At 67.4% G+C, this 22,880-nt stretch carries 16 protein-coding genes, 2 pseudogenes and 1 other annotated feature; of the genes and pseudogenes, 3 read left to right on the top strand and 15 right to left on the bottom strand.

The features are described 5' to 3' along the window. Positions 1–7 precede the first annotated feature (7 nt). The 3 genes from ACI794_RS11725 to ACI794_RS11715 form a co-directional block, all read right to left on the bottom strand. Entirely contained in the window at positions 8–1,666 is a 1,659-nt protein-coding gene (locus ACI794_RS11725; protein ID WP_456616447.1) for an NERD domain-containing protein, read from the bottom strand. Between the two features lie 159 nt (positions 1,667–1,825). Next, a complete protein-coding gene (locus tag ACI794_RS11720; RefSeq protein ID WP_456616446.1) occupies positions 1,826–2,446 on the bottom strand; it encodes a matrixin family metalloprotease in 621 nt (206 codons plus the stop codon). Positions 2,447–2,894: 448 nt separating this feature from the next. Next, positions 2,895–3,533, bottom strand: coding sequence for a hypothetical protein (locus tag ACI794_RS11715; RefSeq protein ID WP_456616445.1), 639 nt, complete (start codon positions 3,531–3,533; stop codon positions 2,895–2,897). Between the two features lie 165 nt (positions 3,534–3,698). Here ACI794_RS11715 and ACI794_RS11710 point away from each other — a divergent pair, with 165 nt between their 5' ends. From ACI794_RS11710 to ACI794_RS11700, 3 genes are all read left to right on the top strand, one after another. Then, entirely contained in the window at positions 3,699–4,481 is a 783-nt protein-coding gene (locus ACI794_RS11710; protein ID WP_456616444.1) for a thioesterase family protein, read from the top strand. Positions 4,482–4,545: 64 nt separating this feature from the next. Beyond that, positions 4,546–5,958: an ADP-ribosylglycohydrolase family protein gene (locus ACI794_RS11705; RefSeq protein WP_456616443.1), complete on the top strand. Its 1,413-nt coding sequence runs from the start codon at positions 4,546–4,548 to the stop codon at positions 5,956–5,958. Between the two features lie 101 nt (positions 5,959–6,059). Continuing rightward, complete coding sequence (locus tag ACI794_RS11700; protein WP_456616442.1) at positions 6,060–7,631, top strand: hypothetical protein; 1,572 nt, start codon at positions 6,060–6,062, stop codon at positions 7,629–7,631. Positions 7,632–7,860: 229 nt separating this feature from the next. On the opposite strand, the gene ACI794_RS11695 is transcribed toward ACI794_RS11700, so the two are convergent. The 12 genes and pseudogenes from ACI794_RS11695 to ACI794_RS11640 all read right to left on the bottom strand — a co-directional run bounded on the left by ACI794_RS11695 (position 7,861) and on the right by ACI794_RS11640 (position 22,878). Beyond that, complete coding sequence (locus ACI794_RS11695) at positions 7,861–8,982, bottom strand: transposase (protein ID WP_456616504.1); 1,122 nt, start codon at positions 8,980–8,982, stop codon at positions 7,861–7,863. Beyond that, positions 8,979–9,233, bottom strand: a pseudogene (locus ACI794_RS11690) (integrase core domain-containing protein); the annotation flags it as partial. The pseudogene ACI794_RS11690 and the gene ACI794_RS11695, both read right to left, overlap by 4 nt. After that, positions 9,232–10,347: an IS110 family RNA-guided transposase gene (locus ACI794_RS11685; RefSeq protein ID WP_456616441.1), complete on the bottom strand. Its 1,116-nt coding sequence runs from the start codon at positions 10,345–10,347 to the stop codon at positions 9,232–9,234. The pseudogene ACI794_RS11690 and the gene ACI794_RS11685, both read right to left, overlap by 2 nt. Positions 10,348–10,570: 223 nt before the next feature. After that, positions 10,571–11,218: pseudogene (locus tag ACI794_RS11680) on the bottom strand (IS3 family transposase); the annotation flags it as partial. Beyond that, positions 11,177–11,305 (bottom strand) — a sequence feature (AL1L pseudoknot). It overlaps the preceding pseudogene by 42 nt. Next, a complete protein-coding gene (locus ACI794_RS11675; protein WP_456616440.1) occupies positions 11,263–11,589 on the bottom strand; it encodes a transposase in 327 nt (108 codons plus the stop codon). It overlaps the preceding feature by 43 nt. A 261-nt stretch (positions 11,590–11,850) precedes the next feature. Continuing rightward, positions 11,851–13,155, bottom strand: a complete 1,305-nt coding sequence (locus ACI794_RS11670) for a DNA sulfur modification protein DndB (RefSeq protein ID WP_456616439.1) — start codon at positions 13,153–13,155, stop codon at positions 11,851–11,853. Positions 13,156–13,885: 730 nt separating this feature from the next. Further along, complete coding sequence (locus tag ACI794_RS11665) at positions 13,886–14,752, bottom strand: phosphoadenosine phosphosulfate reductase family protein (protein WP_456616438.1); 867 nt, start codon at positions 14,750–14,752, stop codon at positions 13,886–13,888. After that, complete coding sequence (locus ACI794_RS11660) at positions 14,742–18,278, bottom strand: hypothetical protein (RefSeq protein ID WP_456616437.1); 3,537 nt, start codon at positions 18,276–18,278, stop codon at positions 14,742–14,744. The genes ACI794_RS11665 and ACI794_RS11660 overlap by 11 nt, the downstream gene beginning before the upstream one ends. Further along, entirely contained in the window at positions 18,275–19,249 is a 975-nt protein-coding gene (locus tag ACI794_RS11655; protein WP_456616436.1) for a DUF4007 family protein, read from the bottom strand. Before ACI794_RS11655 ends, ACI794_RS11660 begins: the two co-directional genes overlap by 4 nt. Further along, positions 19,227–20,408, bottom strand: coding sequence for a cysteine desulfurase family protein (locus ACI794_RS11650; RefSeq protein ID WP_456616435.1), 1,182 nt, complete (start codon positions 20,406–20,408; stop codon positions 19,227–19,229). The genes ACI794_RS11655 and ACI794_RS11650 overlap by 23 nt, the downstream gene beginning before the upstream one ends. Before the next feature lie 92 nt (positions 20,409–20,500). Then, positions 20,501–20,692 (bottom strand): histone-like nucleoid-structuring protein Lsr2, encoded by a 192-nt coding sequence (locus ACI794_RS11645; RefSeq protein WP_456616434.1) that lies wholly within the window; start codon positions 20,690–20,692, stop codon positions 20,501–20,503. A gap of 866 nt (positions 20,693–21,558) precedes the next feature. Beyond that, complete coding sequence (locus ACI794_RS11640) at positions 21,559–22,878, bottom strand: phospholipase D-like domain-containing protein (RefSeq protein ID WP_456616433.1); 1,320 nt, start codon at positions 22,876–22,878, stop codon at positions 21,559–21,561. Between the last annotated feature and the right edge of the window lie 2 nt (positions 22,879–22,880).

Raw genomic sequence — 22,880 nt, 5'->3', positions numbered from 1 at the left:
CTCTCCCTCAGCCGGTGGGCGCCGAGCCTGAAGACTGCGCGAGCCGCTGGGCCACTGCCGGGCCGCCCACCCGCCGGATCAGCTCCAGGTCGCCGCAGACCACGAGCAGGTCACGGGCGCGGGACAGCCCGACGTAGAGCATCTCGCGGGCGCGCTCCTCGTCCCGGAAGCCGTTGACCGCGAGGACGACCGCCGGCCGCTCCAGCCCCTTGAAGCCGAGCACGTGCCCGTAGAAGAGGTCGTCGTCGGCCCAGAAGGAGTCCCAGTAGGCGTCCTGGCCGGCGGTCTGGCGCTCCGCCTGGACGGGGTGCCGCCGGTAGGTGGTCAGCAACGCCACCGACTCGGCCGGCCACCCGGCGTCCAGGAGCGCGGCCGCCTCGTCGTCCGCCGCGCCGATGGCGTCGTCGGTCGCGCACTGGACGAAGCGCACCGGGACGCCGTCGCCACCGCGGTAGCGCATCTGGCTGGTGGTCAGGCTGCCGAAGGTGCCGGCGATCTGCTTGGTGTTGCGCAGGTTCTCGTCGAGGTCGAAGGGCGTCAGCGCGACCGGTGGGCGGCCCTGGCGCGCGAAGACCCGCTGCCCCTCGTCGGCGAACACGTAGAGGCAGCCGTCCTCCGGGGAGCGCAGCGCGGCCAGGACGGCCGGCCACCAGCTCTCGGCGAAGTCCTGCGCCTCGTCGATGACGATCGCGTCGAAGCGGTCCGCCACGGGCAGCGCGGCCGCGAGCTCCACCATCCGCTCGGGGAGGTACTCCTCCCAGTAGCCGCTGTCGTCGTCCGAGCCCGGGGTGACGCCCCAGTCGATGCCCAGCCCGTGGAAGGTGCCGACGTAGGCCGGGCGCTCCTTCGGCTTCCACGTCTCGACCCGGCGGCGGAGGTACTCGGCCAGGCCGCGGGAGTAGCACATCACCGCGACCCGCTCCCCCTCGAGCGTCAGCCGGCGGGCCTTCTCCAGCGCGAGCCAGGTCTTCCCCGAGCCGGCCCCGCCGCGCACCTCGACCCGCCGGTTGGAGCGCAGCCAGTCGAGGACGCGCGCCTGGTCGCGGGTGAGCAGGTCGCACTCGGCCTCGCGCTCGTGCAGCGTCGCGAGCAGGTCCTGCTGCGGGATGCCGACCCCGGCCAGGCAGTCGACGAAGGCCTCGACGTCCTCGACCGTCGGCGGCTCGACGTCGCTCTCCCACTGCCGCAGCGCGCTCGCCACCCGGGCCGCGGCCTGCGACAGGTCCGTCTTGTCCAGGATCATCCAGCGGGGCGCGTCGGGGGCGGCGAAGTCGTCCGGCAGCGTCGTCGCCGGCAGGGCGACCAGGTGCACCATCCGCGGGTCTCCGGCGGTCCAGCGGCGGTCCCGGCGCAGGTAGTCGCGCAGCAGGTACTTGCAGCGCAGCGCCTGCTCGACGGGGCGGATCTGCTTGTCGAGCCCGCCGCCGACCTGCCGCCACTCCCCTCCGCGGAGGTGGACGCTGCCGCCCTTGACCTCGATGACGGCGATCCCGAAGCCCGGCCAGGCGACGATGACGTCGGCCTCGCGGTCCTCCCGTCGGTCGCTGAACCGCTGGCCGCAGACCATGACGGCGTCGTCGGGCAGCTGGTCGCGCAGCGCCTCGGCGAAGAGCCGCTCGGCATGCGACTCGAAGACCGGACTGCTCGGGAAGACGCGCGCCGTCATGCGCACACCGTGGACGTCGTCATGCCGTGCCCCCGTGGCTGGCTGGGATGGATCGTCCCGGCAGCGTGACATGCCACACCGACATCTCCGTCCAACCGGACGCCGAGTTCTCCCCGCAGGACCCATCCGTATCCGCCCGACGCTGCCCCGGCAGTCCGCTCACACGTTCGGGACGCACTCCCCTCCCCCGAGCTGGGACAGGCCGGTCAGGTCACCGACGTTGAAGTCGAGCACCGTGCTGGTCGTCGGGTACATCAGCTGACCGGGGTCCTCGACGTGTGCGAGGCCGACCAGGTGGGCGAGCTCGTGGAGGACGACGGCACGCGCACCCGCGACCCCAGCCGGATCGGCGAGCATGTCTCCGAAAGCGGCCGCGTCGAGTCCCACGACGCCGGTGACGAACACCCGCGGGCCGCCGGGCGGCTCAACGATGGCGCTGCCGGCGAGCCCGGCGACACGGCCGGCCAGCTCCGGATTCTCGGCCTCCGTCTGCCACGACACGAGCACGGGCGCCCAACGGTCCCCGTAGCGGTCCGGCTGGAAGCTCGGGCGCTCCTCCCACGCCGACTCGTCGGTGGCGCCGTCGAAGATGAACTGAAGACCGGTGACGTCGGACACCCGGGCGAAGGCCTCGTGGACCAGCGCCTCTCCCCCGGGCGGCGCATGGTCGGGGCGGATGACGTAGTGGACCGGTCGGCAGGGGTCGTAGGCCACGGGCCGCTCGCCGTCATCCTGCACCCCGATGAACAGGTGGGTGCCACCGGGACTCGGTGCCGGCACGGGTGCGCCGAGCGGCGCATCAGCGGCCTCGAAGCCGGGCGTCGGCCAGTTCGCCGGCCTGGCGTCGCCGATCACCCCTCCGAGCCCTCGGGGGTCGAGCAGCACGGCACAGAGGAGACCCACGCCCGCCAGGACGGCCACCAGGTATGCGAGACGGCGGCCGCGACGCCGAGCCGGGCGCATGGACGGCAGAGCGGGTGACCAGGTGCGCCAGGGCTCCGGGGTGGGCGCCCGACCGCTCGCCTCGTCGAGCACCCACTGCGGCACCCGGCCGGTGGGCGACGTCCGGAGGCCGGACGGCACCCGGCCCGGTCCTGCACCGTTCCGCACTCTCGATCCCCCGCGCTCGCCGCTGGCCTGACGTCCTCCCATCGGAACCTCCGCCGGCAAGGAGGAGGTCGACGCCGGGCTGCCTACTCGCGACGGGCGAGGCCATGACGACGGGGGATCAGGGATCGATGAAGGTCTCGACGCAGGTCGCGCAGGACCCTTCCGCGGCGACGAACGCTTCGGGCGCGGTGGATCGGCGGCAGGTGCGGCACCAGCGGAAGGACCGGCGCCGGTGCGACGCGATGGCCTCCGCCATCTCGGCGACGAGATGGGGCTGGTGCAGGACGTCGTCGCGGGTCAGCCGCGGCTCGTCGCCCATCAGCGGGCCGGGCCGGTGCTGACCCCAGGACGTCAGCGGGCGGGCCAGGACGAACCACGGGCCCTGCACGCCGACCGCGAGCTGCGCCGGCTCGCCACTGACGAACCACCGCACGCCGTCCTGGCCGTCGGCAGCGCTCTCGCGCCGCCAGCCGGTACCCAGTGCTCGGACGAGCTCGGCGTGCTCCACGTCGAGCAGGCCGGCCAGCTCGGCCTCGTCGGCGGTGGGGTCGGACTCGCTCCCCCACGCCAGGTCGCAGCTGCGGCAGACGAAGGCCGGCTGCTCGTCCATCACCAGGCAGCCACCGAGCGCGACACGCCCGTGCTCCGCCTGCTCGAAGAGGTCACCTCCCGGCAACCCGTAGACGAGCGGGACGGAGTCCTCCCGCCCGCACCCGGAACACACCCGCCCCGCCTGCACACCGACCGATCCGCCCATGCCACTCCCTGGTCCGCACCGTCCCCGTGACGGCAGGGGCGGACCATGGCAGGCGCCACCGACAGCAACCGGCCGCCCGCCCAGGCATCCGCCGCAGCGCCACCCGATCGGGCGACGGCACGTCCGCCCGGTCCCCGGGGAACTGCCTCGGCCAGACTCCCGGTCATGGAGTTCGAGGCCTTCTACCTGCCGCTGGGCGACAACCGGTTCGCGCCCACCCGGGCCACGGAGAGCCCGTGGGATCACAGCGCCCAGCACGGTGGACCGCCGTCCGCGCTGCTGGCCCACCTGGCCACCGACGCCGCCCGGGCAGCAGGGACGCGCACCCGTCCGGCGCGGATCAGCGTCGACTTCTTCGGCGCCATCCCCCGCCGCGAGCTGGCCGTCGAGGTGTCCCCCGTCCGCCCGGGACGGCGGATCGACCTGACCGAGGCGGTGATGACCGTGGAGGGCCGCACGGTCGCCGTCGCCCGCGTGTGGTCACTCTCCGTCGGGCCCACCCCGCCGGTGGTCACCGAGCTCCGCCCGCCACCGGCTGTCCCCGACTCCTCGCCGCAGGTCCTGTTCGGCCTGCCCGACTGGGGCTTCGGGCAGGCCATCGACTGGCGCTACACCGCCGGGTCACCGCAAGAGCTCGGGCCGGCCGACGTCTGGACGCGGGTGCGCGTCCCGCTGGTCGCCGGCCTGCCGCTCACCGGCCTCGACCGTGCGCTCATCGCCGCCGACGCCGCCAACGGCATCTCCGTGGAGCTGCCCATCGACAGCTGGTGGTCCATCCCACCCGGCATGACGACCCACCTGACCCGCGAGCCGGACGGCGAGTGGGTGCACCTGGCCTGCCGCACGCAGATCGCCGCCGACGGCATCGGGCTGTGCCACGGCGAACTTTCCGACCAACGCGGCTCGATCGGCGAGGTGGCCCAGCCGCTGCTCGTCCAGGCCCGCTGACGAAGCAGGAGCCTCGTTCGGCGTCGCACGCACGCGCGGCACCGCCGTCCGCCAGGATGCCCGGGTGACCCAGCGCATGCACCGCTCCCACCGCGTGGCCGGCGCGCTCGTCGGCTCCGCCGTCGGCGACGCCCTCGGCGCCCCGTTCGAGTTCGGACCGCCCGGGCAGTTCTCGACCCGCTTCCCGGTGCCGGCGCGCGGATCGAAGACGGAGATGTGCGGCGGCGGCTCGCTGGACTGGGAGCCGGGCGAGTTCACCGACGACACCCAGATGGCGCTGCTCGTGGCGACCTCGCTGGTGGAGCGCGACGGCCTCGACGAAGCCGACGTCTTCGGCCGGTTCCGCGCGTGGGCGGAGGCCGGGCCGCCCGACATCGGCAACCAGACGCGCGCCGTCCTCGGCTCCGGCCGGCCGTGGGACGTCGCCGCGGCCGAGCACTTCGCCCGCTCCGGGCACGCGGCCGGCAACGGCTCGCTGATGCGGACGACGCCGGCTGCGATCCGGTTCTCGCGGGACGGCCGCGAGGCGACCATGGACGCCGCCCGGCGCATCTCGGCGCTGACCCACGGCGACCCGTCGGCCGGCGAGGGCTGCGCGATCTTCCACGAGCTGATGCGAGTGGCGCTGGACGGGGGCGATCCGCTGGCCGCGATCCCCTCTGCGCTGGAGGCGGTGCTGCCCGAGCACCGTGAGCGGTGGGCGACGGTGCTGGCGCCGGACTGGACGCCTGACCGGGCCACCGAGTCGAACGGCGCCGTGTGGCCGACGCTCGGGCAGGCGGTGTGGGCGCTGCGGCACGGGCGGGACTTCGCCGAGGTGCTGCGGCTGGTCATCGACCTCGGCGGTGACACCGACACGGTGGCGTGCGTCGCCGGCGGGATGGCGGGAGCGGTTTTCGGCATGGGCGCGATCCCGAGCCGGTGGGCGTCGGCGGTGCACGGCCGGGTGCCCGGCCACGGCGACAAGGTCTGGCGGCTCGCCGACCTGCAGCAGCTCGCCGCCGCGCTCGACGGTGGGGTGCAGCAGAACTACGACCCCGGCGTGATCCCGCGGATCGGCCCGACAGAGGTGCTGCCCGGCATCTGGGCCGGCAACCTCGACGGCGCCCGGTACAGCGAGGAGGACTTCGCGGTCATCTCGCTGTGCCGGCTGGGTGAGCCGTTCCCCCACCCGGTGCACCGGATGGCCTACATCGCGGACAACGAGCACAACGCCGACCTCGACATCATGCTCGCCGACGTCCTGGACGACATGAAGGCACTGCAGGAGGAGGGGCACCGGCTGCTGGTGCACTGCCACGGTGGTGCCTCACGCACCGGGCTGGTGCTGCGCGGCTGGCTGGTGCGAGAGAAGGGGATGTCGGTCGAGGAGGCGACGGCGCACGTGGCCGAGCGCTGGCCCCACCTCGGTCTGTGGAACGCAAGCTTCACCGCCGCGCTGCAACGCCTCGAGACGCGAGCGACCAAGCTGGGCTGACAGCACGAGTCACAACGGTCACCGTGGGCGCGGGGGTCACGATGCGGGGACGGCCCGTGCCTAAAGTCCTGATGAAGAGACGCACGGACAACGGGGGAAGCATGGACGCGCACGTCGACCTGTGGAACGGGGCACCGGAGCCGGACGCTCCCGGGAGCGAGGACCAGACCGACATCGCGCTGGTCGAGACGTCGGTTCCGGGGCTGTACCTCGCCAGCGGGGACCTCTCCGTCCTGGGCACCCATGTCGCGCCGTTGACGTTCGCCCCCCCTCCGGCACGGTCCAAGGCGACCGACCGGGCGGCCATGGCGGTCGGGGGCGCGAGCCTGGCCGCTCAGGTGGCCCACGCCGTCAACGTGGCCCGAGGGTTGGTCCAGTTGTCGCCGCAGACAGTCGCCGCCTTGAAGGCGGGCGCCCAGCCGATGACCAAGGACGGCTGGAACATCGGCACCCTGATGCAGAACGGCAAGTTCGCGCACTCCGTGCGATGGGCTCCGGCCGGCGGTCAAGGTGCCAACGCGTTCGCGGCGACCGCCGGACCGGCTGGAGCAATCCTGGCCATCCAGATGCAGCTCGCCGAGATCTCCGCCCTGGTGGAGGAGAACATCGCGCTCACGAGGTCGCTGCTGCAGGCGGTCGAGGACGAGCGGTGGGCGAGCGCCAAGTCACACTTCGACGCGATTGCCGAGGAGTTCGGCCATGCCAACGCGCTCGGTGAGGTGACGCCCAGCATCTGGGCTCAGGCGCAGGCGCAGGCAAGTGAGACGAAGCTTCGCGAGCTGCTGGAGCTGTCGCTTCGAGCCGCGCGACGGCACCACGAGGAGCTCACCGCCCTGCAGGACTCGCCGGCTCGTCGCAAGTGGCTCGACACCAACGCGCGGAGTGTCACGCAGGAGGCGCAGACGCTGCTCATGGCGCACAGCGCGTGGCTCCGCTATCAGGCACTGCGAGCGGGCTACCTCCACCGCACCGCGGCGGACGATCCCCAGGACGCTGCTCTTCTCGAGCGGGTGATCGAGGGCGCTCGGCGACGGGACGCGGAGGTGCGAGCGGTTGCCTTCCCTCTCCTCGAGGACGTCTACCGGCTGCTGCGCATGCTGGAGCAGGGAACGGGATCCGCCTGGAAGAAGCTCTTCCCGGCTGCCCGGGACCGAGAAGCGGTGCGCGAGGCGGCCGGCCGCGTCGCCACCCAACTGGGCGCGCTCGCAGGCCACCACGGCGCGTACCAAGCCGATCCGCCACCGGCTCCGGCGGAGTTCGCCCTCCTCCCCTTCAACCCCATGAAGCAAGTCACCTCGCGCCTGCGCTGGATCCTCCGCGACGGCGAGGCGCTGGTCGCGGTGACGAAGTCTGGCGGCTGGCGGGAGCTGGAGCGCTACCTGATCTTCACGAGCAGCCGCATCCTCATCGTCCGCCAGGGCAACTTCCTCAGCGACGGGGACGTCGACCTGGAATTCCCGTGGACGTCGGTGCGGACTGTCGCCAAGGTTCCGGACAGCGATCGCGACGACGGGTTCGACCTGCGGATCGAGCACGGGGCAGAGGACAAGCCGACTGTCAGCACGTTCGCACTGCGGGACTCGTCGCTCACCCACCGCGGGGAGGAGTTCGTGGAGCGCCTGTCCGCCCTCGTGGGCGGCGGAAAGGTGGCCCTGGAGAGTTTCTCCGACTAGCTTTCGCCTCGCCAGTCAAGAGCTGTAGCGGGCAGGGGGCATCAGGCCGGGTGCTTCAGCGTCCGGCCGGTTGGGTGCAGCGCGGTGGTCGGGTCCGGCGGTGGGGCCAGGTTCGGCAGGCTGATCAGACGCCGTCGAGCGGCTGGCTTTCGTGTGCGCCGTAGGCGGCCCCAGGGCGAGCGGGCGGCAAGCTAGGTTGCGCCGTCGTGCGGCATAGCTGTCGCAGCCGTCACCGCTCGCTCTGGTGCCGGGCTCGACGGTAGCGCTGTTCGTCGAAGGGTTGTTGGGTCTTCAGCAGCGTGTAGGCCAGCCGGCACGCGTGGCGGGCGAGGGCGACCCGGGCCGGGATGGGGCGCATGCCTCGGGCGCGCAGTTCGTCGTGGCGCTGGATGAACACGCCGCAGTGCTGAGAGAGACCCCATGCCAGGTTCATCAGGGCGTCACGGTGTTCGGGCAGCCCCTGGCGGGAGATGCGACCGCGCCGGTTCAGGGTGGCCGACTGGTAGCTGGCCGGGGCCAGGCCGGTGGCCGAGTAGAGGTGCTCTGCGCTGGGGAAGCGGGCGATGGGCAGGCTGAAGGCGGCGAACGCGGCTGCCCGGCTGGTGGCCACGCCGGGGAGCGTGGTCAAGACCTGTCCGTCGGTGCCGGCCAGCAGGCCGGTGAGGTCGTCGTCGACAGCGGTGATGTCGGCGGTCAATGCCCGCCAGCGGAGCAGGCCGCGGCCCAGCCGAGCAGCGCGGGCCGGCGCGTCGGCCGGCGGTGGCAGGCAGGTCCGCCACCGGTGGACCCAGAACTGCGCCTCGGAGTCGAGGACCCGGCCGCGGGCGCGGGAACGCAGCGACCGGACCAAGGGCGGCCGCCCGGCGAAGGCGACCGCGCAGTCCAGCACCGCTTGTCCGATGACGCCTTCCAGCTTCAGCGCCCGGCCGTGCCCGACCGGCGCAGACAGGCCCGGGCACAGCGCGTTGAGCTGGTCGTGCAGCCGCTGCTGAGCGACCTTGCGTTCGGCGACCAGGCCCCGGCGGTGCCGGACCGCGGCAGCCAGCGCGTCCTCGATCCGGTCGGTGACCAGCCGCCCCTGCCCCTGGCGGGCCAGATAGGTCAGCGCGGCGCAGTCCCGGTCATCGGTCTTGAACCGGCGAGAGCCAAGCTGCGCGCGGGCGGCGGTGGTCTCCGACGGCGCGAACAGCCGCACCGATCCGGGGAACCGCTGGTCCAGCTCGCGGACCCAGACCTGATGCAGGCCGCCGGTCGCCTCTATGGCGAACACTGGGTCGCGGCCATCCGAATGCTCGAGCACCAGTCGCTGCAGTGTCTCCGACCGGGACGCAGTGAACCGCCCCGGGTTCAGTGGAGGCTCGGTTCTGCCGGGAGGTCCTCGGTGAGGCCGGCGATCGAACGGTAGTGGTTGTCCTCGTACTCGACCGGCGGGATGTCACCGCAGGCGCAATGGAGCCGGCGGTGGTTGAACCAGTCGGCGTACTCCAAGGTCGCGAGTTCGACGTCGTCGAGGCCGCGCCAGGGGCCGCGGCGGCGGATGAGTTCTGTCTTGTAGAGGCCGATGAGTGACTCGGCGGCGGCATTGAAGCTCCTATAGCTGTCAAGCGGCGTGACGGTCGGGTGACTCCACGGCCCTGAGGTGCGTGGGCTCGCTGTCGAGGAGCGGCAGTCGTCGATAGATCTCGCGGGCGAGGTAGCGCTTGAGGCAGCGGATGATCTCCCGCTTGGACAGGCCCTCAGAAGTGCGGCGAGTGACGTAGTCGATCGTCGGCTGGTGCCAGCGCATGCGGACGATCACCGCCCGGTAGAGGGCCGCGTTGGCTTGGCGGTTGCCACCTCGATAGAGCCGGTGACGCCCGTTGGTGCGACCGGAGCCAGCGGGGATGGGACAGGCACCGCACATTTTGGCGAACGCGGCCTCGGAGCGGACGCGGTCGCTGTTGTCCCCGGCCGTGACCAGCATCTCGGCGGCGATGTCGAAGCCCACGCCGACGAGTTCGAGCATCTGCGGGGCGGCCGCCCGGGTCAGCGTCTCCAGCTGCCGACTGTGCACGGCAATCTCCTCGTGTAGCTGCTCCCACCGGCGCGCCAGTGAACTCAGCACATGCCGCATCGCCGCGTCCGGCACCGAGAGGTCCGCATCCGAGTCAAGGGCCGCGCAGGCCTGGATGAGCTTGGAATCGGTGAGTGGCTCAAGCTGCGTGCGCAGGTCGTCGGCGGCGGTCACCAGCGTCGCCTTGAGCGCGATCATCGCCGCGGTGCGGGCCTTGACGGCGGTGTCCCTGGCGATCTTCAGCAGCCGCAGTGACTCGACATCGCCGTCTGCGGTCTTCGGGGTGGCCAGCTGTGCGCCGGAGAGGACCTGGCGGGCGGCGTGCTCGGCGTCGAGCAGGTCGCTCTTCCCGGTCATGCGCCGCTCGCCCTTGCGCGGAGGTCGATTGACCTCGTGCACCTGGTGGCCATGCCGGCGTAGGAACCGGGCCAGCCCGATGCCGTAGGAACCGGTGCCCTCGACTCCGAAGGCGATCAGCCGGCCCTGCGGCCCGACGTGGCCGGTGGCGACGGAGAGCAGGTGCGTGAATCCCGCGGTGGTGGCCGGCACGACCATCTCGGTCAGCGTGCCGCCGTGGCCGTCGAGTAGCACCGCGGCGTGTTCGTCCTTGTGCGTGTCGACGCCGACGACGACATCGTCGCGGCGCAGGGTCATCCTGGTCATGGCCGAGGTCTCCTCACAGATCGCGGTCGTATCCCGCTGGTCGGGCGGGACGGACAGGACTGCGATGGGACCTGCTGCGATCAGGCTCCTATGAGGTCACGACCGCCCGGCCAGCGGCCCGGACGTCGCTGCGGCAACGGTCGACACGTCAACGCGAAGGCACCCGCAGGGCCGGTCATAACAAGGGTCAGACCGCCACCGCAGCGACCTCTTCATGCTCACAGTCGAAGGAGTCGCCCTTGCTGCCCACCGACCGAGCGGCGCCGGCAGCATCGAGGCGCTCGGTGTAGCGAATGGCGAGGTACTGCACGCCGCGGTCGGAGTGGTGCACCAGACCGGTCACGTCGCGGGCGTCGCGGGCTCGGGTCCACAGCCCCTGCTCGAGAGCGTCGAGCGCCAGGTCCGCACGCAGCGAGGTTGAGGCGCGCCAGCCGACGATGCGCCGTGAGTAGACGTCCATGACGAAGGCGACGTAGACGAATCCCGACCACGTGGCGACGTAGGTCAGGTCGGCCACCCACAGCCGGTTCGGCGCCGGGGCGGTGAAGTTCCGGTCGACCAGGTCCCCGGGGCGGGCGGCTGCGTCGGCGGGTACGTTGGTGCGCTTGACCTTGCCGCGGACCGCGCCGGCCAGCCCCAGCTCGCGCATGAGCCGCTCCACCCGGCAGCGGGCGACCGGGACGCCCTCCCGGTTCAGCGCCCGCCAGACCTTGCGGGCGCCGTAGACGCCGAGGTTGGCCTCGTGCACCCGGCCGATCTCGACCTTCAGCTGCTCGTCGGCGACCGCCCGCGCCGAGGGCGCTCGGATCCGGGCGGCGTAGTAGATGCTCGGAGCGATCTTCGCGCCCGCTTCGGTGAGCGCGCGGCAGATCGGCTCGACCCCGAACTCCTGTCGATGCTGGTCGATGTAATCGATCAGCGCTGGGATGGCCGGTCGAGCTCGGCCGCGAAGAAGGCCGAGGCGCTCTTGAGGATCGCGTTCGCCCGCCGCAGCTCGCGGTTCTCCCGCTCCAGTTCGGCCAGCCGCGCCCGCTCATCGGTGGTCAGGCCCGACGCGGCGCCGGCGTCGATGCGCGCCTGCTGCACCCAGTTCCGCAGCGAGTCCGGCACGATCCCCAGCTGCTCGCCGACCCGCTTGCACGCGGCGTTGACGCTCAGCTTCTCCGGACCCTGCACCAGGTCGACCGCGAAGCGGATCGCCCGCTCACGCAGCTCGTCGGGGTACTTCCTCGGTGCCGCCATGACTTCCATCCTTCGGGGGTTGGAAGCCTCCATCAATCCCGGGGCGGTTCACCCACTGACGACCAGCCCCAGCGCAGCGCGTCGTAACGAGGTCAGGAGTGCCAGCCGCGCCGCGAGCAACTTCCCGTCAAGAACCGGCGATGTCCAGCCGGCGTTGAGCAAGCCAGACAGCGGGGACCCCATCCGCTGACTGGCTTGCCCCGCAGCCGACTCATCCCGGCTGCCTAACGCCCAGGACGCCTAAGACAAGACCTGACTGACTTATGAATCTTTGGTCACAATGTTGCCGACAAGGTCCTCAACTTTCAGCGGGTAGGCCTTTCCCTTGATCTGCTTGAAGCTTGTCAGCGCACGGGTAATCTGCGCCTTGCTCATCGGTGCGAGATGGACAAGTAGGAGATCGAAGAGCAGGTCGGTGTTATCTTTGCCCGTCGCCATCTTGCCTTCGGACTTCGCCCCAGGCGTCTCCAGCCAGACAGCACTAAACGGGGCGCTCTTCATACGCCAGTCGAGAGCGCTGAGACGCGCAAACGCTTCCTCCCAGCTGAGCAGTTCCTGCTCACCAACAACGTTGCGGAGCGCCCTAAGGACAGCCTTCTGAACGACCGGCCTCATCATCGGGTGGCCGGATCCTTCATTCCCCTTGGTCGCACGAAGCATCGCAGGCGTCGCCGACTGCTCGTACTTGTCGAACAGGTCGCCGGCCGACTTCAAGATCTCGACCATTCGCGATCCGAGTGCCTCATACGAGGCATCTAGAACCTCGTCTGTCGCACGCTGTTCCCGCATCTCCATCGATCCATGGAGCTCGAAGCGCAACTCCCAGAGGAGGTCGTACAGGACGCCAATCGTCGTGAACGCAGGATTGTTGCTGCCTGTCACCTGGGTGGTCGCCAGTTTGAGCATGCCGTCCTCGTCCTTACCACCCCCACGAACTTGGATCACTCCGTCCTTTCCGAAGAAAGGGTGCTCGTCGATCAGCCGCCGAGTGAGGATGGCGAAACCATCATCCTCATCGAGAGCGATGTTCTCCTGGGCTGTGGTCTTGACGGCATTCCTGTTGAGGTTCGTGAACAGTCGACGAGTCTTCTGCCGGCCCCCCTCATCGTCAAAGTGAGGAACCACAAGCACGGTGATGTCCTCATTGGCCAGCTCTGGATCCTTCTTGATCGCGTCCTTGATGGCCCGAAGCCGGTGCTGGCCATCCAACGCGAAGTATTGCTGCGCACCGTCGAAGCTGAGGACTCCGAAGTCTCGATCCACACCAGCGAGGATATTATCCTCGGTGTCCGCCATCTCGAGCGGAATATACTCGGGGGCACCACCCCAGGCCGCCACAATCATCGCTCCGAGGAACCGGTGACTATTGTTCAGAAGATAGTCGCGGATCGCGTTGGTGCGCACGCCAATCCCGCGCTGAAGCATGTCGCCGAGCTCCGGATTACCCTTGAGCTCGTAGTGAAAAGCCACCTCCCGAGCCACCTGCCCATAGCTCATCACACATACGTAATAGTCCCAGTCGCCCACCTTTGCGCGAAAAGCAGGTGTGAAGGTCTTCGTCGCCAACTGTGCTCTCCTTCAGTCTCGCGCGAACGCGGGTTGTGCAGCCCCACGCACAAGCTGGGGTCTACGGTCTCGGTTTATGAGGGGGTTGAGAAGTTGCAGCAATCGGTCCTCCAAGAGGCCGATCTGATCTCGGTCCTCGACCACCGCGAACCAGAATTCCAGCGGACGCAGTGAGAGGTATCGCTCTAGACGACTGTTCCGATTGATTGCTTCCTGCCCGTTCCAGAGATGTGCCGGGTCTCCCGGGAAGTACTTGCTATACCCAGACTTGTACCTGCTGCGCAACGTGGCCTGCTTGTACCTGCCAGCGCCAGCTTGGCCGATATACAGGACTTGCTCGAGATCGACATTTCGGCCACCTGAGATGTCGAACCGAAAGAACGGCCGCCAGACGAACATGTAGAGGCCCGGCTCCTCTGGGACCATCTCCCAGGTCCGCTGCCCCGCGACACGCATCTCCCATGCCTGTGCGTGACGCTTCAGGTCGTCTTGAAGCGCGTTGCATCCCGCCTCATCTAGCAGCCGGAGAAGGGCTACGCGATTGTGCAGGACCGGACTTGGGGAATCTCGGTGACGCAGGATTAGGTCAGCGAGAGAGTCCGCGCCGACCGTCATTCCTGGCCTCCAGGCACACCTAGGGATAGTTCGTGGCCCTTAAGCCAGGGTTGCGATGCTATTGTTCGCTCAACCTTTTTCCATACGAGACTAGTCGGGCCGTCACTCAATTTGGTTAGACATGGCAGACCATGCATGCGTCGTCTCCACCGTCCTCAGCGAGGACATCGTCGAGCACGTCGAGGAGTGGAATATTGGTCCGACGACTTGACGCACGATCCATAGCAACCTCGTGCTTGGCCTTGATTTCGTCGGCGCGGTCTTGCATCTCGCGAAGCGTCTCGCCAGGCGACCAGGTGTACTGTCGCCCCTTCATTGCAGTGCTCTCGAAGCCCTCCTTCTCTTCGTATGCAACGGCCTCGGCGAACAAATCCGGGTGCCGTTCGGACAGTCCAATCCACTCGGCCTTGCGCTGGAAAAAGCAGAATGAGCACCCACTACGAGTTCGCCACTCGTAGTACTCAGGCAAACCGACGCCGGCATCGTCGAGGATCTTGAAGACCTGCTCCTTCACGATGCCGTCCTCCTTGAAGGGAAAGACCGGCTTGATGTTCGGCTTGGTGCTGATGTAACCACTGCGGTTCTCGTCTGCCCGGATTCCGATATACGTGTATGTTCGCGCGTCGCCCAGCCACGCCTCCAGTGGCTTGATCTTCAGCTGCTTGGTGCACCAGCGCATTTGGGGACTAGGCAACGCCCCCCCATACACCTGCAGCCAATGATCGAATCCGCGCTCGGAGTTTAGACGCTCAATTCGCTTACCGAGAACCGCCTCAAGGCTGGACAGGTACTCGTAGGTCTCCGGAAGCTCGGCCCCGGTGTCCGTGAAGAAGTACTCAAGATTGGGGATGCGCTCTCTGAGATAGATGGCCAGCGCAGCGCTATCCTTCCCCCCACTGATGCCGAGCACGTGGCGGGCACCAACATCTGCTAGCGCTTCATCGACCGTAACGCCGGTCGTATTGGGCATGTCAGCTGCCATGTCGGGACTTCCTAACCTGCGCCTTCTCGGCGTCACTAATCGAACCGATATCTTGCTGCGCCGTAGCGCCAACCATTCGTTCCACCAGCAGTGCCGTGAGTCCGTCTCGACCCTGCGGTCCGCCCACGAGTTCCTCCGCCTGCACGAGCACCTCGTCAACGAGCGCCTGTAAGGCGTCGACGGCGGCGTCGTCATAGAAGATCACCCGACTGCTCTCATCCCCCTCCGGCGTGGTGAGGGTCAGTCGCCTCGCCGTGAAGGCACCTTCCTTCGACCGGGCAGTGGCGTCAAAGTTCAGCGCCTCGACACGGTGGAAGGCTGCAACGGTCTCCGGGAGAAGCGTGCGGAACCGAGCGCGGTCCTCGTCAAGCCACAACTCCACCGACTTTCCGGTCAGTGTCAATCCCATGCGACCGAGCCACGCCACATCATCAGTTGCATCGTCGCCCGCATTGAAGATGAACGATTGCAGCTTGGGATTGAGCACCCGCCCTTGCAGCAGCTCAGATCGCACCTGCAGGGCCCTACGAAGGGCGGGCACATCCGCCGAACGGTCGAACGCCTGCGCGAGCAAATCACGGATCTCTAGGAGCTGGCGCTCGTATGCACCCTGTAGCTCTTCGAGCACTGCACTAAGCCTTTCGCCAAATTGGGCGATCGTCTCCGCATTTGGGCTCTTCCACTCATCACCTACGAACCCACAAGCAGCCGGCAGCTCGATGAGCAACAACTTGTCGGGCTCCCTCGCCCCGAGAAGCGCCGCTCGCACGGCCAGCGCCTGCTCGGAAAGATTGCTCGTGCGTTTGGTGTACGTCGGCATGCTCCGCACCAGATTGAGCAGCGGTGCGGCGACGGCTAGCACAGTCTCGTTACGAAGACTTCTGGCGGACAGTGCACGCAAGCCGCCGATGCCAAGGGACGCAGTTGCATTAGAGATGGCCGAGAGAATCTCCACGCGATTGCCCAGCGTGCTGAAGGACTTCAACGCAAACCGCTGTGGTCCCTTGACCAGCCGCTCGACAAGATCGGCAGTGAGGTTCGGCAGGAAGGTGCCATCCTCATAAATGGCAACGTCATCGTTGCGTTGAAGCAAGTAGGCCACGAGAAGAACCGGGATCGGTCCTTCCTTTAGCCCGATTGGCGGCGCCATAAGGCGGGCATACAGGCGGTCCGCGGTGGCCGGCGCGTCACTTGCTGCATCGATGAACTGCGCTATCGCCCCCCAGACATGCTGTAGCGATCCGTTAGACCCTGGCTTTCCGAATGTCCATACGCCCTCGCGTTCGGCGTGGAGGCCCGTGTAGCGAAGTACGGCCTCGTACATTGCCCGTTCGGGCCCGTAGCCCTGCAGGCCAAGCCGTTCTTCCGAGCTGCGCTCGATCATGGCCTCGATGAGTTGGCGCCGCGCCTTCGCGCCCTGACTAGTCAACTCCCGGCGACCCAGCATCTCGTTACGGATGTGGGGGCTCTGGCCGTAGGCCTCATCGCAGACGTCTGAAAGAAGGCGTGACAGCCCGTGAGGGCAAGGCAGCGGCTCACCGAACCGTCCATCGAACAGGACGCGGAACTCCACGCCGTCGACGCCGGCTTGGAAAGCTTCCGCCAGCGCCTGCGACAGCCGGTTGCGGGCGTCCGCGACGCGATCCTGTAGCTCGCGGCGCGCGACACGGTCGTCGATCACTTCCTGCTCGTCGAGAACGGCGAGAGCCGCAGCCACCTCAATGGCGGAATCTCGCACGCGGCCAGCATTTGCACTGGTGACTAGCACAGTGGGTCGCCGGTCAGATGGCAGTGCAAGCTGACCAATCGACGCGGCACTACCAAGGTGATACACCACGACACCGTCTGCGGGGTCGTCACTCGTCAGGCTCGGCACCGCACGGGAACCATCGTCCGTATAGGCCACCGAGAAGTACCGCAGCATGCCGACGTGCTGGCTGTGTCTCGCAGCGATGACCGGACTGTCCGAATGAAGTCGCGCAAGCAGGTCGGCTGCGTTAGTGCTCCTCAACTGCTCCCTGGCGTCTGCCACACGCCCCCGCAGGTCAACGTCACTGCCCTGCCACAGCCGGTACTCGTCGGCGAAGGACCGAAATGTGAGGAACCCACGGCCCTCCAGGTCCTCCAGGCGCGCTCGCCAGGACACGTCCGGAGGACCGGCCGCGTCACTCAAGGCGAAGGCGACCAGCTCAGAGGAGGCGCGAAGCCCCAGCGCGTTCCCCATGAGGTTCAGCAGCCCAACGGTCTTAAGGACAGCGAGGTCCTGCGGTTCAAGATGGACCGCTTCCCGGACCCGCTCATGGATCTCGCGCCAACGGCTGCCACCGATACTGAGGGCCATGGCCTGGCCCGATCCCGCGAAGAAGTCAAACAGGTCTGCAAGAGAGACAGCGGGCAGTGGTTCTGAGGGCCTCGGGATTGGCGTTGACTCTAGGAAGCTCCGCGCCGTTCCGGACTCTGCGCTTGCGAGGAAAGCAAAAAGCGTGCGACCGTGCTGACCGAGCTGACCGCAGAGCTCTGGCAGCGCAAGTAGCGCAATCGGGTGCAGCGGGTAGCACTGCATCACCGTGTCCACACCACCAGGGAGGTGGTTGGCTATACCAACCTCACGCGCTGACGCGAATGCCGCTTCGGCCCACTCGCCGCGGCGCTCAGAAAGCGCTCGCGAGAGGCCTGCGCTGTCCAGAGCGCCGGCCACTAGACGGAGCGACTGCTCGGCCGACTCAAGGAAAGAGACGTCCTCAAAGCGGCCCTGCACCTTGCCCCATTCGCGACGCTGCTGAGCCGACGCCTGCCGCACATAGTCATCGAACGCCAAGTGCTGCAAGGTAAAGGTGAAGATCGGAATTGCACGGTCACCCGTTGCCTGCTCTGCTAGCTCCTGCAGGACGAACAGGTCGGCGGAGGCGCCCACGTTTTCGCCCACATTGGCGGCAAAGTGCTCAAGCGTCTTGCCGAACTCATCGAGTACCAGGAGGACGGGAGCCTCACTTGCGATGACCCGCGCCGCGGCCGCGATAGCGCGCGCGGACTTCGTCGCGTGGGCCACCTTGAGTGCCTCGGCGATTGACGTTGGCCGGCGCTTTGGCCATCGCGCCTGCGTCCCTTTGACGAGCCCCCTGAGCAGGCTGTCGGCGAGCGGCTCCTGCTGGCACGTTGTTGTGGCCAACACGAATCCGTCGTGCGCACCGAGCGCCTCCCTGGCGGAGATAAGGGCCTCAAGAAGCGCCTCGTCGGCGTCTCCTAGCGACCGCTCGGCGGCGTCACGTAGCTCACCCGCAGGACCAAGCAGGCTGCGCAAGAAGAGCGCGAACGAACTCTTACCTGCGCCATAAGGGCCGGTGAGCGACCATGAGCGCCCAGCAGTGGAGTCGCCTACCGAGTGAACGAACCGGCGAAGCACTTCCAGAGCGCGGCTCGTCGGGATGTAGTGCTCCGCCTGCTCCTGGTGGGCTTCGAGGTTTGCTGCTCGGAGATAACGCTCCTTTGGCGTGATCTGCGTACCCAACATCTGCCTTGCGGTCATGCCGCGCGCTCCTGGCTCACCCGGTAATAGTCGTTGACAAGCTCATCGCGAAGAGACCCAACGTCGCCGTCGACGACTAGCTGCCGAAGTCCCGCAGGCTCTGCCACGTGCATTTGCGGTACCGACTTCGCCACCTCCGTGAGGATGTCGTAGACATTGCTCTCCGTGAGCCGGAAGGCACGGCCGGGAGCACCCGGATCGCCGGCCAATCGGGCCACGCTGATGGTGCGCTCCTTCGGACCCACCTGAGCAAGAAAGTCGAGGCACGCGTAAGCCACGATGGCCGCCGGGAGCGACGGCTTGGGACCCGTAACGAAGCGCCAACTCCTCGCCTCTCCCGCCGCCGGGGAAATCAATCCGAGCTGACGGGTTGGGCAGTCGAGAAGGTCGTCCATTGTTTGCCGGCCGGTCCGCCGAGCGGCGAACGTGCGCAGCAAGCAGTCGACATCCTTCTTAACGGAAGATTCCATCACACTCTTCCAGCCAGCGGCAGCGGTCAGCTCGACGACTAGGTCGGTCAGCTGGTGGTCCTCGAACTGCTCGGGGGCGAAGAGGTTAAACGCCGTCCACCACACTGGCGCGAGGCACTTTGGGCCGAGCAGCTTCCAATGAAGCAACCACAGGCTGGCAGAGTCTTCGAGCCAAGGGTCCCAGCCATTCTCGTCGAGCAGCTGGCGACCGAAGGCCGAAGGTTGCAGTAGAGGCATCCGAGGACGCTCATGATTCGGGGCCGTCTCGAGAATCTTATACGCCTGACACCAGTAGCGAATAGCGTTAACCATGTTTTTCCCGACACCCAGTTCAACAGTGGCGCCCGGCTTACTAAAGGTCTCTGGGTCTTGCAGAGCAGCCGTGAAGCCTTTTCGCAGCCATCCAAACCTTAGGTGAAACGTTTCGTGCCGCGCGAAGGCTGGATCAGTCGCGGCCGCCAGCAGTGCCCCACTCAATTCAGTGCCTCTCTTCAGAATCACAAGGGTCCAATAGCTGGACAAGTTCGGTGTATCCGCGACGGATTTCCGCGACCGCGGCGTGGATATCGGCGTCGGTTGTGTAGCGACTCAAGCTGAGTCGAATAGAACGGGCGGCCTCCCATTCCGAGCTCCCCATGGCGAGCAGGACGGGCGACGGCTCGGGAGCGCCGGCACGGCAGGCGCTGCCAGTAGATGCAGCGAGGGCCGGGAGTCGAGCGAGGAGCGCCTCGGATTCCACGCTGTCCGGCCAGCTAGTTCCGAGCGCGACGTTTAAGATTCCGGGTAGACGGCGAGCCGCACCGGCTCCGTGCTCAGTCAAGTCAGGTATCGCCCGCCGCAGTCCTGCAAGCAACCGCACTCGTTGATCGCGGACCGTAGCAGCCGCTTTCGCGCCTGAACTCAGTGCCAGAGTCGCGGCGGCGCCAAACCCTGCGACGGCCGCTACGTTGACGGTGCCACTGCGAAGGCCCCGCTCTTGACCGCCTCCCGTTACCTGAGGGCGGAGGCGGTCCCGCGCAGACGGTCGCACGATCAGTGCAGCTGCCCCCTGAGGGCCATGCATCTTATGGGAGCTGACGGTAATGAGGTCACACTCATCAAGGAGCGAGCTTGGTCCCCACGCCATGAGCTGGCTTGCGTCTGCATGGACGATCGCTCCCACAGCGCGGGCTCGTTCGATGACCTGCTCGAGAGGTTGGATCACACCTGTTTCGTTGTTGGCTGCGTGAATCGAGATCAGCATGGTCGCCGCAGACAGCACGCCGTCTAACCGCTCGAGATCGACCTCGCCGGTCCTGCCGACTGACACCAGATGGATCGCGCCCCGTTCCCCCCCAACGTCCGCGAGAGTGGCCAGCACTGACGGGTGCTCCGCCGTCGTGGTCACGATTTCACGACGTCCAGGAGCGGCGGTGACGCCCCGCAGCACCAGGTTGTTGGCTTCCGTTGCACTGCCGACGAAGACGACTCCGGCCGGACCCACGTTCAGGAGCTCCGCGACCGCCCCCCGAGCCGACTCGACGCGAGCCGCCGCCGCTCGCCCTGCGGCATGCGCCGCGCCGGGGTTGCCGATTTGCTGCAGAACCTCAACGGTCGCAGCCAGCGCCTCGGGAGCGACCGGGGCCGACGCGGCGGCGTCGAGATAGATCAGGTCAGCCATGTCGCCTCTCTCACGCGCTGCGCGGTTGGATGACTAGCGGATCGAAGGTACGTACGAGCACCGACAGAACGGGGCGGGGCGACTCATCCCGCCTACCGGCGGCCACCACTGAGGCGTCGAGCGGCCCCTACGTACACGTTCATGGCGGATCGGAACTCAGCGGCGTGCGCCGAGGTCAGGTCGACCTCGTACTCCACGCCATCGAGAGCGAAGCGCACTGTCTCATCAGCGGCGCTCGACGGATCAAGATCATCCACAAGGCTCGTCAGTACGCGCTTGGCCATGCGCCTTAGTCTTCCGTGCCTTCGTCCTGGAACGACGCCAACACGCGGGGCGGTGGCCATCCAGGAGCAGTCCAGACTGAAGCGCGTCACTGCCGCGCCGAGGCGTCGATCGACGAACCGAGAGACGGCTGTCACACCCACCGCCGCAGTTCGCCGCCGGACCCACCAAGCACGCCACAGGGCACCAAGCAGTCATTGGCCAATCACGAGAGTCTGCGCTAATCGGGCAGCTATAGGCCCCCCAACCTAAGCGAAGTTTCGCCAACATCCACAAACTATGCAGATACTAGCTCAACCCCGCATTCGGTGGGCTGTTGGTTTGCTATGGCCAACAAAGAGCACATCAGAGCGTCGTACAGGAGAACGGGCTTCACAACATTTACGCAACTCCGCTAGTCCGGTGCGGAGCTCGGCGCGGCCAAGGTAACCAAGGCGCCTCGGGCCGCTCGACCGCCGGTCGTCGACCAGCGGGGTCAGGATCGGCGGGCACTCGGGTCTGACGTTGCCTACGTGGAGGAGGCTCGCCTCAGGTGGAGACGCCACGGCGACTCAGCCCTTTCGCACGTAGGGCAGTCAACATCGAGATGTTGTTCGTACCGCTGCAAGGTACCTAGCCGGTAGCCGCGGTCTCGGGCTACACCCCGTCCCCGCAACGATCTCCCTTGAGTGCATGGCCCGTACGGATGGCGACAACCTAGATGCCGTTAATTGCCTCACGGAAGGGCATTTGCGACGGCTGTCTAGCGCCAATGCAACCAACAGGACCGACACCATCCCCCGCATGCGTTGACAAGGCGGGTAAGGCCGGTGACCGGACCGCCGCCAAGACCGTTCACACGGCCGACTGCGGTGGCCCATCGAGCCGTTCAGCCACCCGCGCGTGGCTCGACTCCGTCTGTGGCCAAGATTGCGCTGTATCGCTCAAACGCTTTGTCAACCTCGCCTGGGATCTGTACGAGCGTGCCCTCCTCCATTCGGTACGTTCTATTTGGATCACCTTTGAAGGAGAGCCAGTTGAAGCTTGTTGTTATCCAGGTGTTATCGAAAATTAGGATCTTGGCGTGCGTGTTCTGCAAGCGGACAATCCTCAACTTGTCGTAGCGCGCGGCCAGGTTGTTGAGCTTCCGAAGAGCGAAGTCGTCGGACCCTCGGTCATCAGGACCGTAGCCGTGACCGATATACACCTCTACCCCGGCTCGTAGCCGTCGCTCCAGCGCAGCAACAAAGTCTGTGTTGACCACGCCGCCCTTAACCCACGGGGCAATGATCAGCAGTCGCTTCTTTGCCCCATTCAGAGCTTCAGCCAGCAACTGTGCGTGCTCGTGCACATCGACGCTGCGCACCGCGATGTCCTCGATGCGCTTGGGCGACTGCTCCGCGGGCGAATCGTCGCTTCTAGAAGCCTGTTCACCAGCCGCCCTGATGATCTCGATCTCGTCACTTGAGACCCGCTGCTCCTCGAGCTCGCGAGAAAGTGTGGGGCGCGGCGCCGAACTAGCGACGACGATGCCGAGTTTTGCGACGGCGCCAGCGGCCGCGAGTTCAAGGCCGTGTGCCGGCTGAAGATGCCCTTCGATGCACAGGCCAAGCTCGACCTCCCCCGAGTCGGGATCTCCATAGATCAGCAGCTGCGCGGGCATGTAGAGGTGCAGATTCTGCGAGGCGACCTTCCGGACGCGCAGCACTTCAACCTGCCGCATGCGATCGTCACGGGACTCCACGAGTTCGTTGAACCGCTCAACCCTGAGGTCGTTGAGGTCGACGCGAGCACTCTTCTTTGCGGGCAGAATCTCTAGGCCGGCCTCTTGGGCGTCCCACTTCTTCATGAGGCTCGAGCGCGAATAGTCTTGGGCATCCCACACGAGTCGATCGAACGGGACGTTGAGTTGGGTCAGTACCGGCTGCACTGCGGCGAGATTGCGGGCCGCTTCAAGGCCGAGCGCCGTTAGGCCCAGCTGCCCGCTTTGGGCCCTGGCGAGGTTGTTCCAGCTGATCTGGTCAGCGACGGTCGCCACGACTTGCTCACGCTGCAGACCCAGGAGGGCGGCAATCTCATCGATCTCGCGTGCTCCTGCATCAACGAATCTCAGAATGAACTCGTCGAGGAGGGGAAGCGGCTTGCGCTCCTGGGCGAGTACGTCTACGCGCAACATCGTGACAGGGACGGCGGCGTCGACGACGCTCACGA

The organism is Blastococcus sp. SYSU DS0541 (assembly GCF_054050875.1).
The sequence above is the reverse complement of the archived record's forward strand: the minus strand, read 5'-3'. Positions and strand labels throughout refer to the sequence as shown.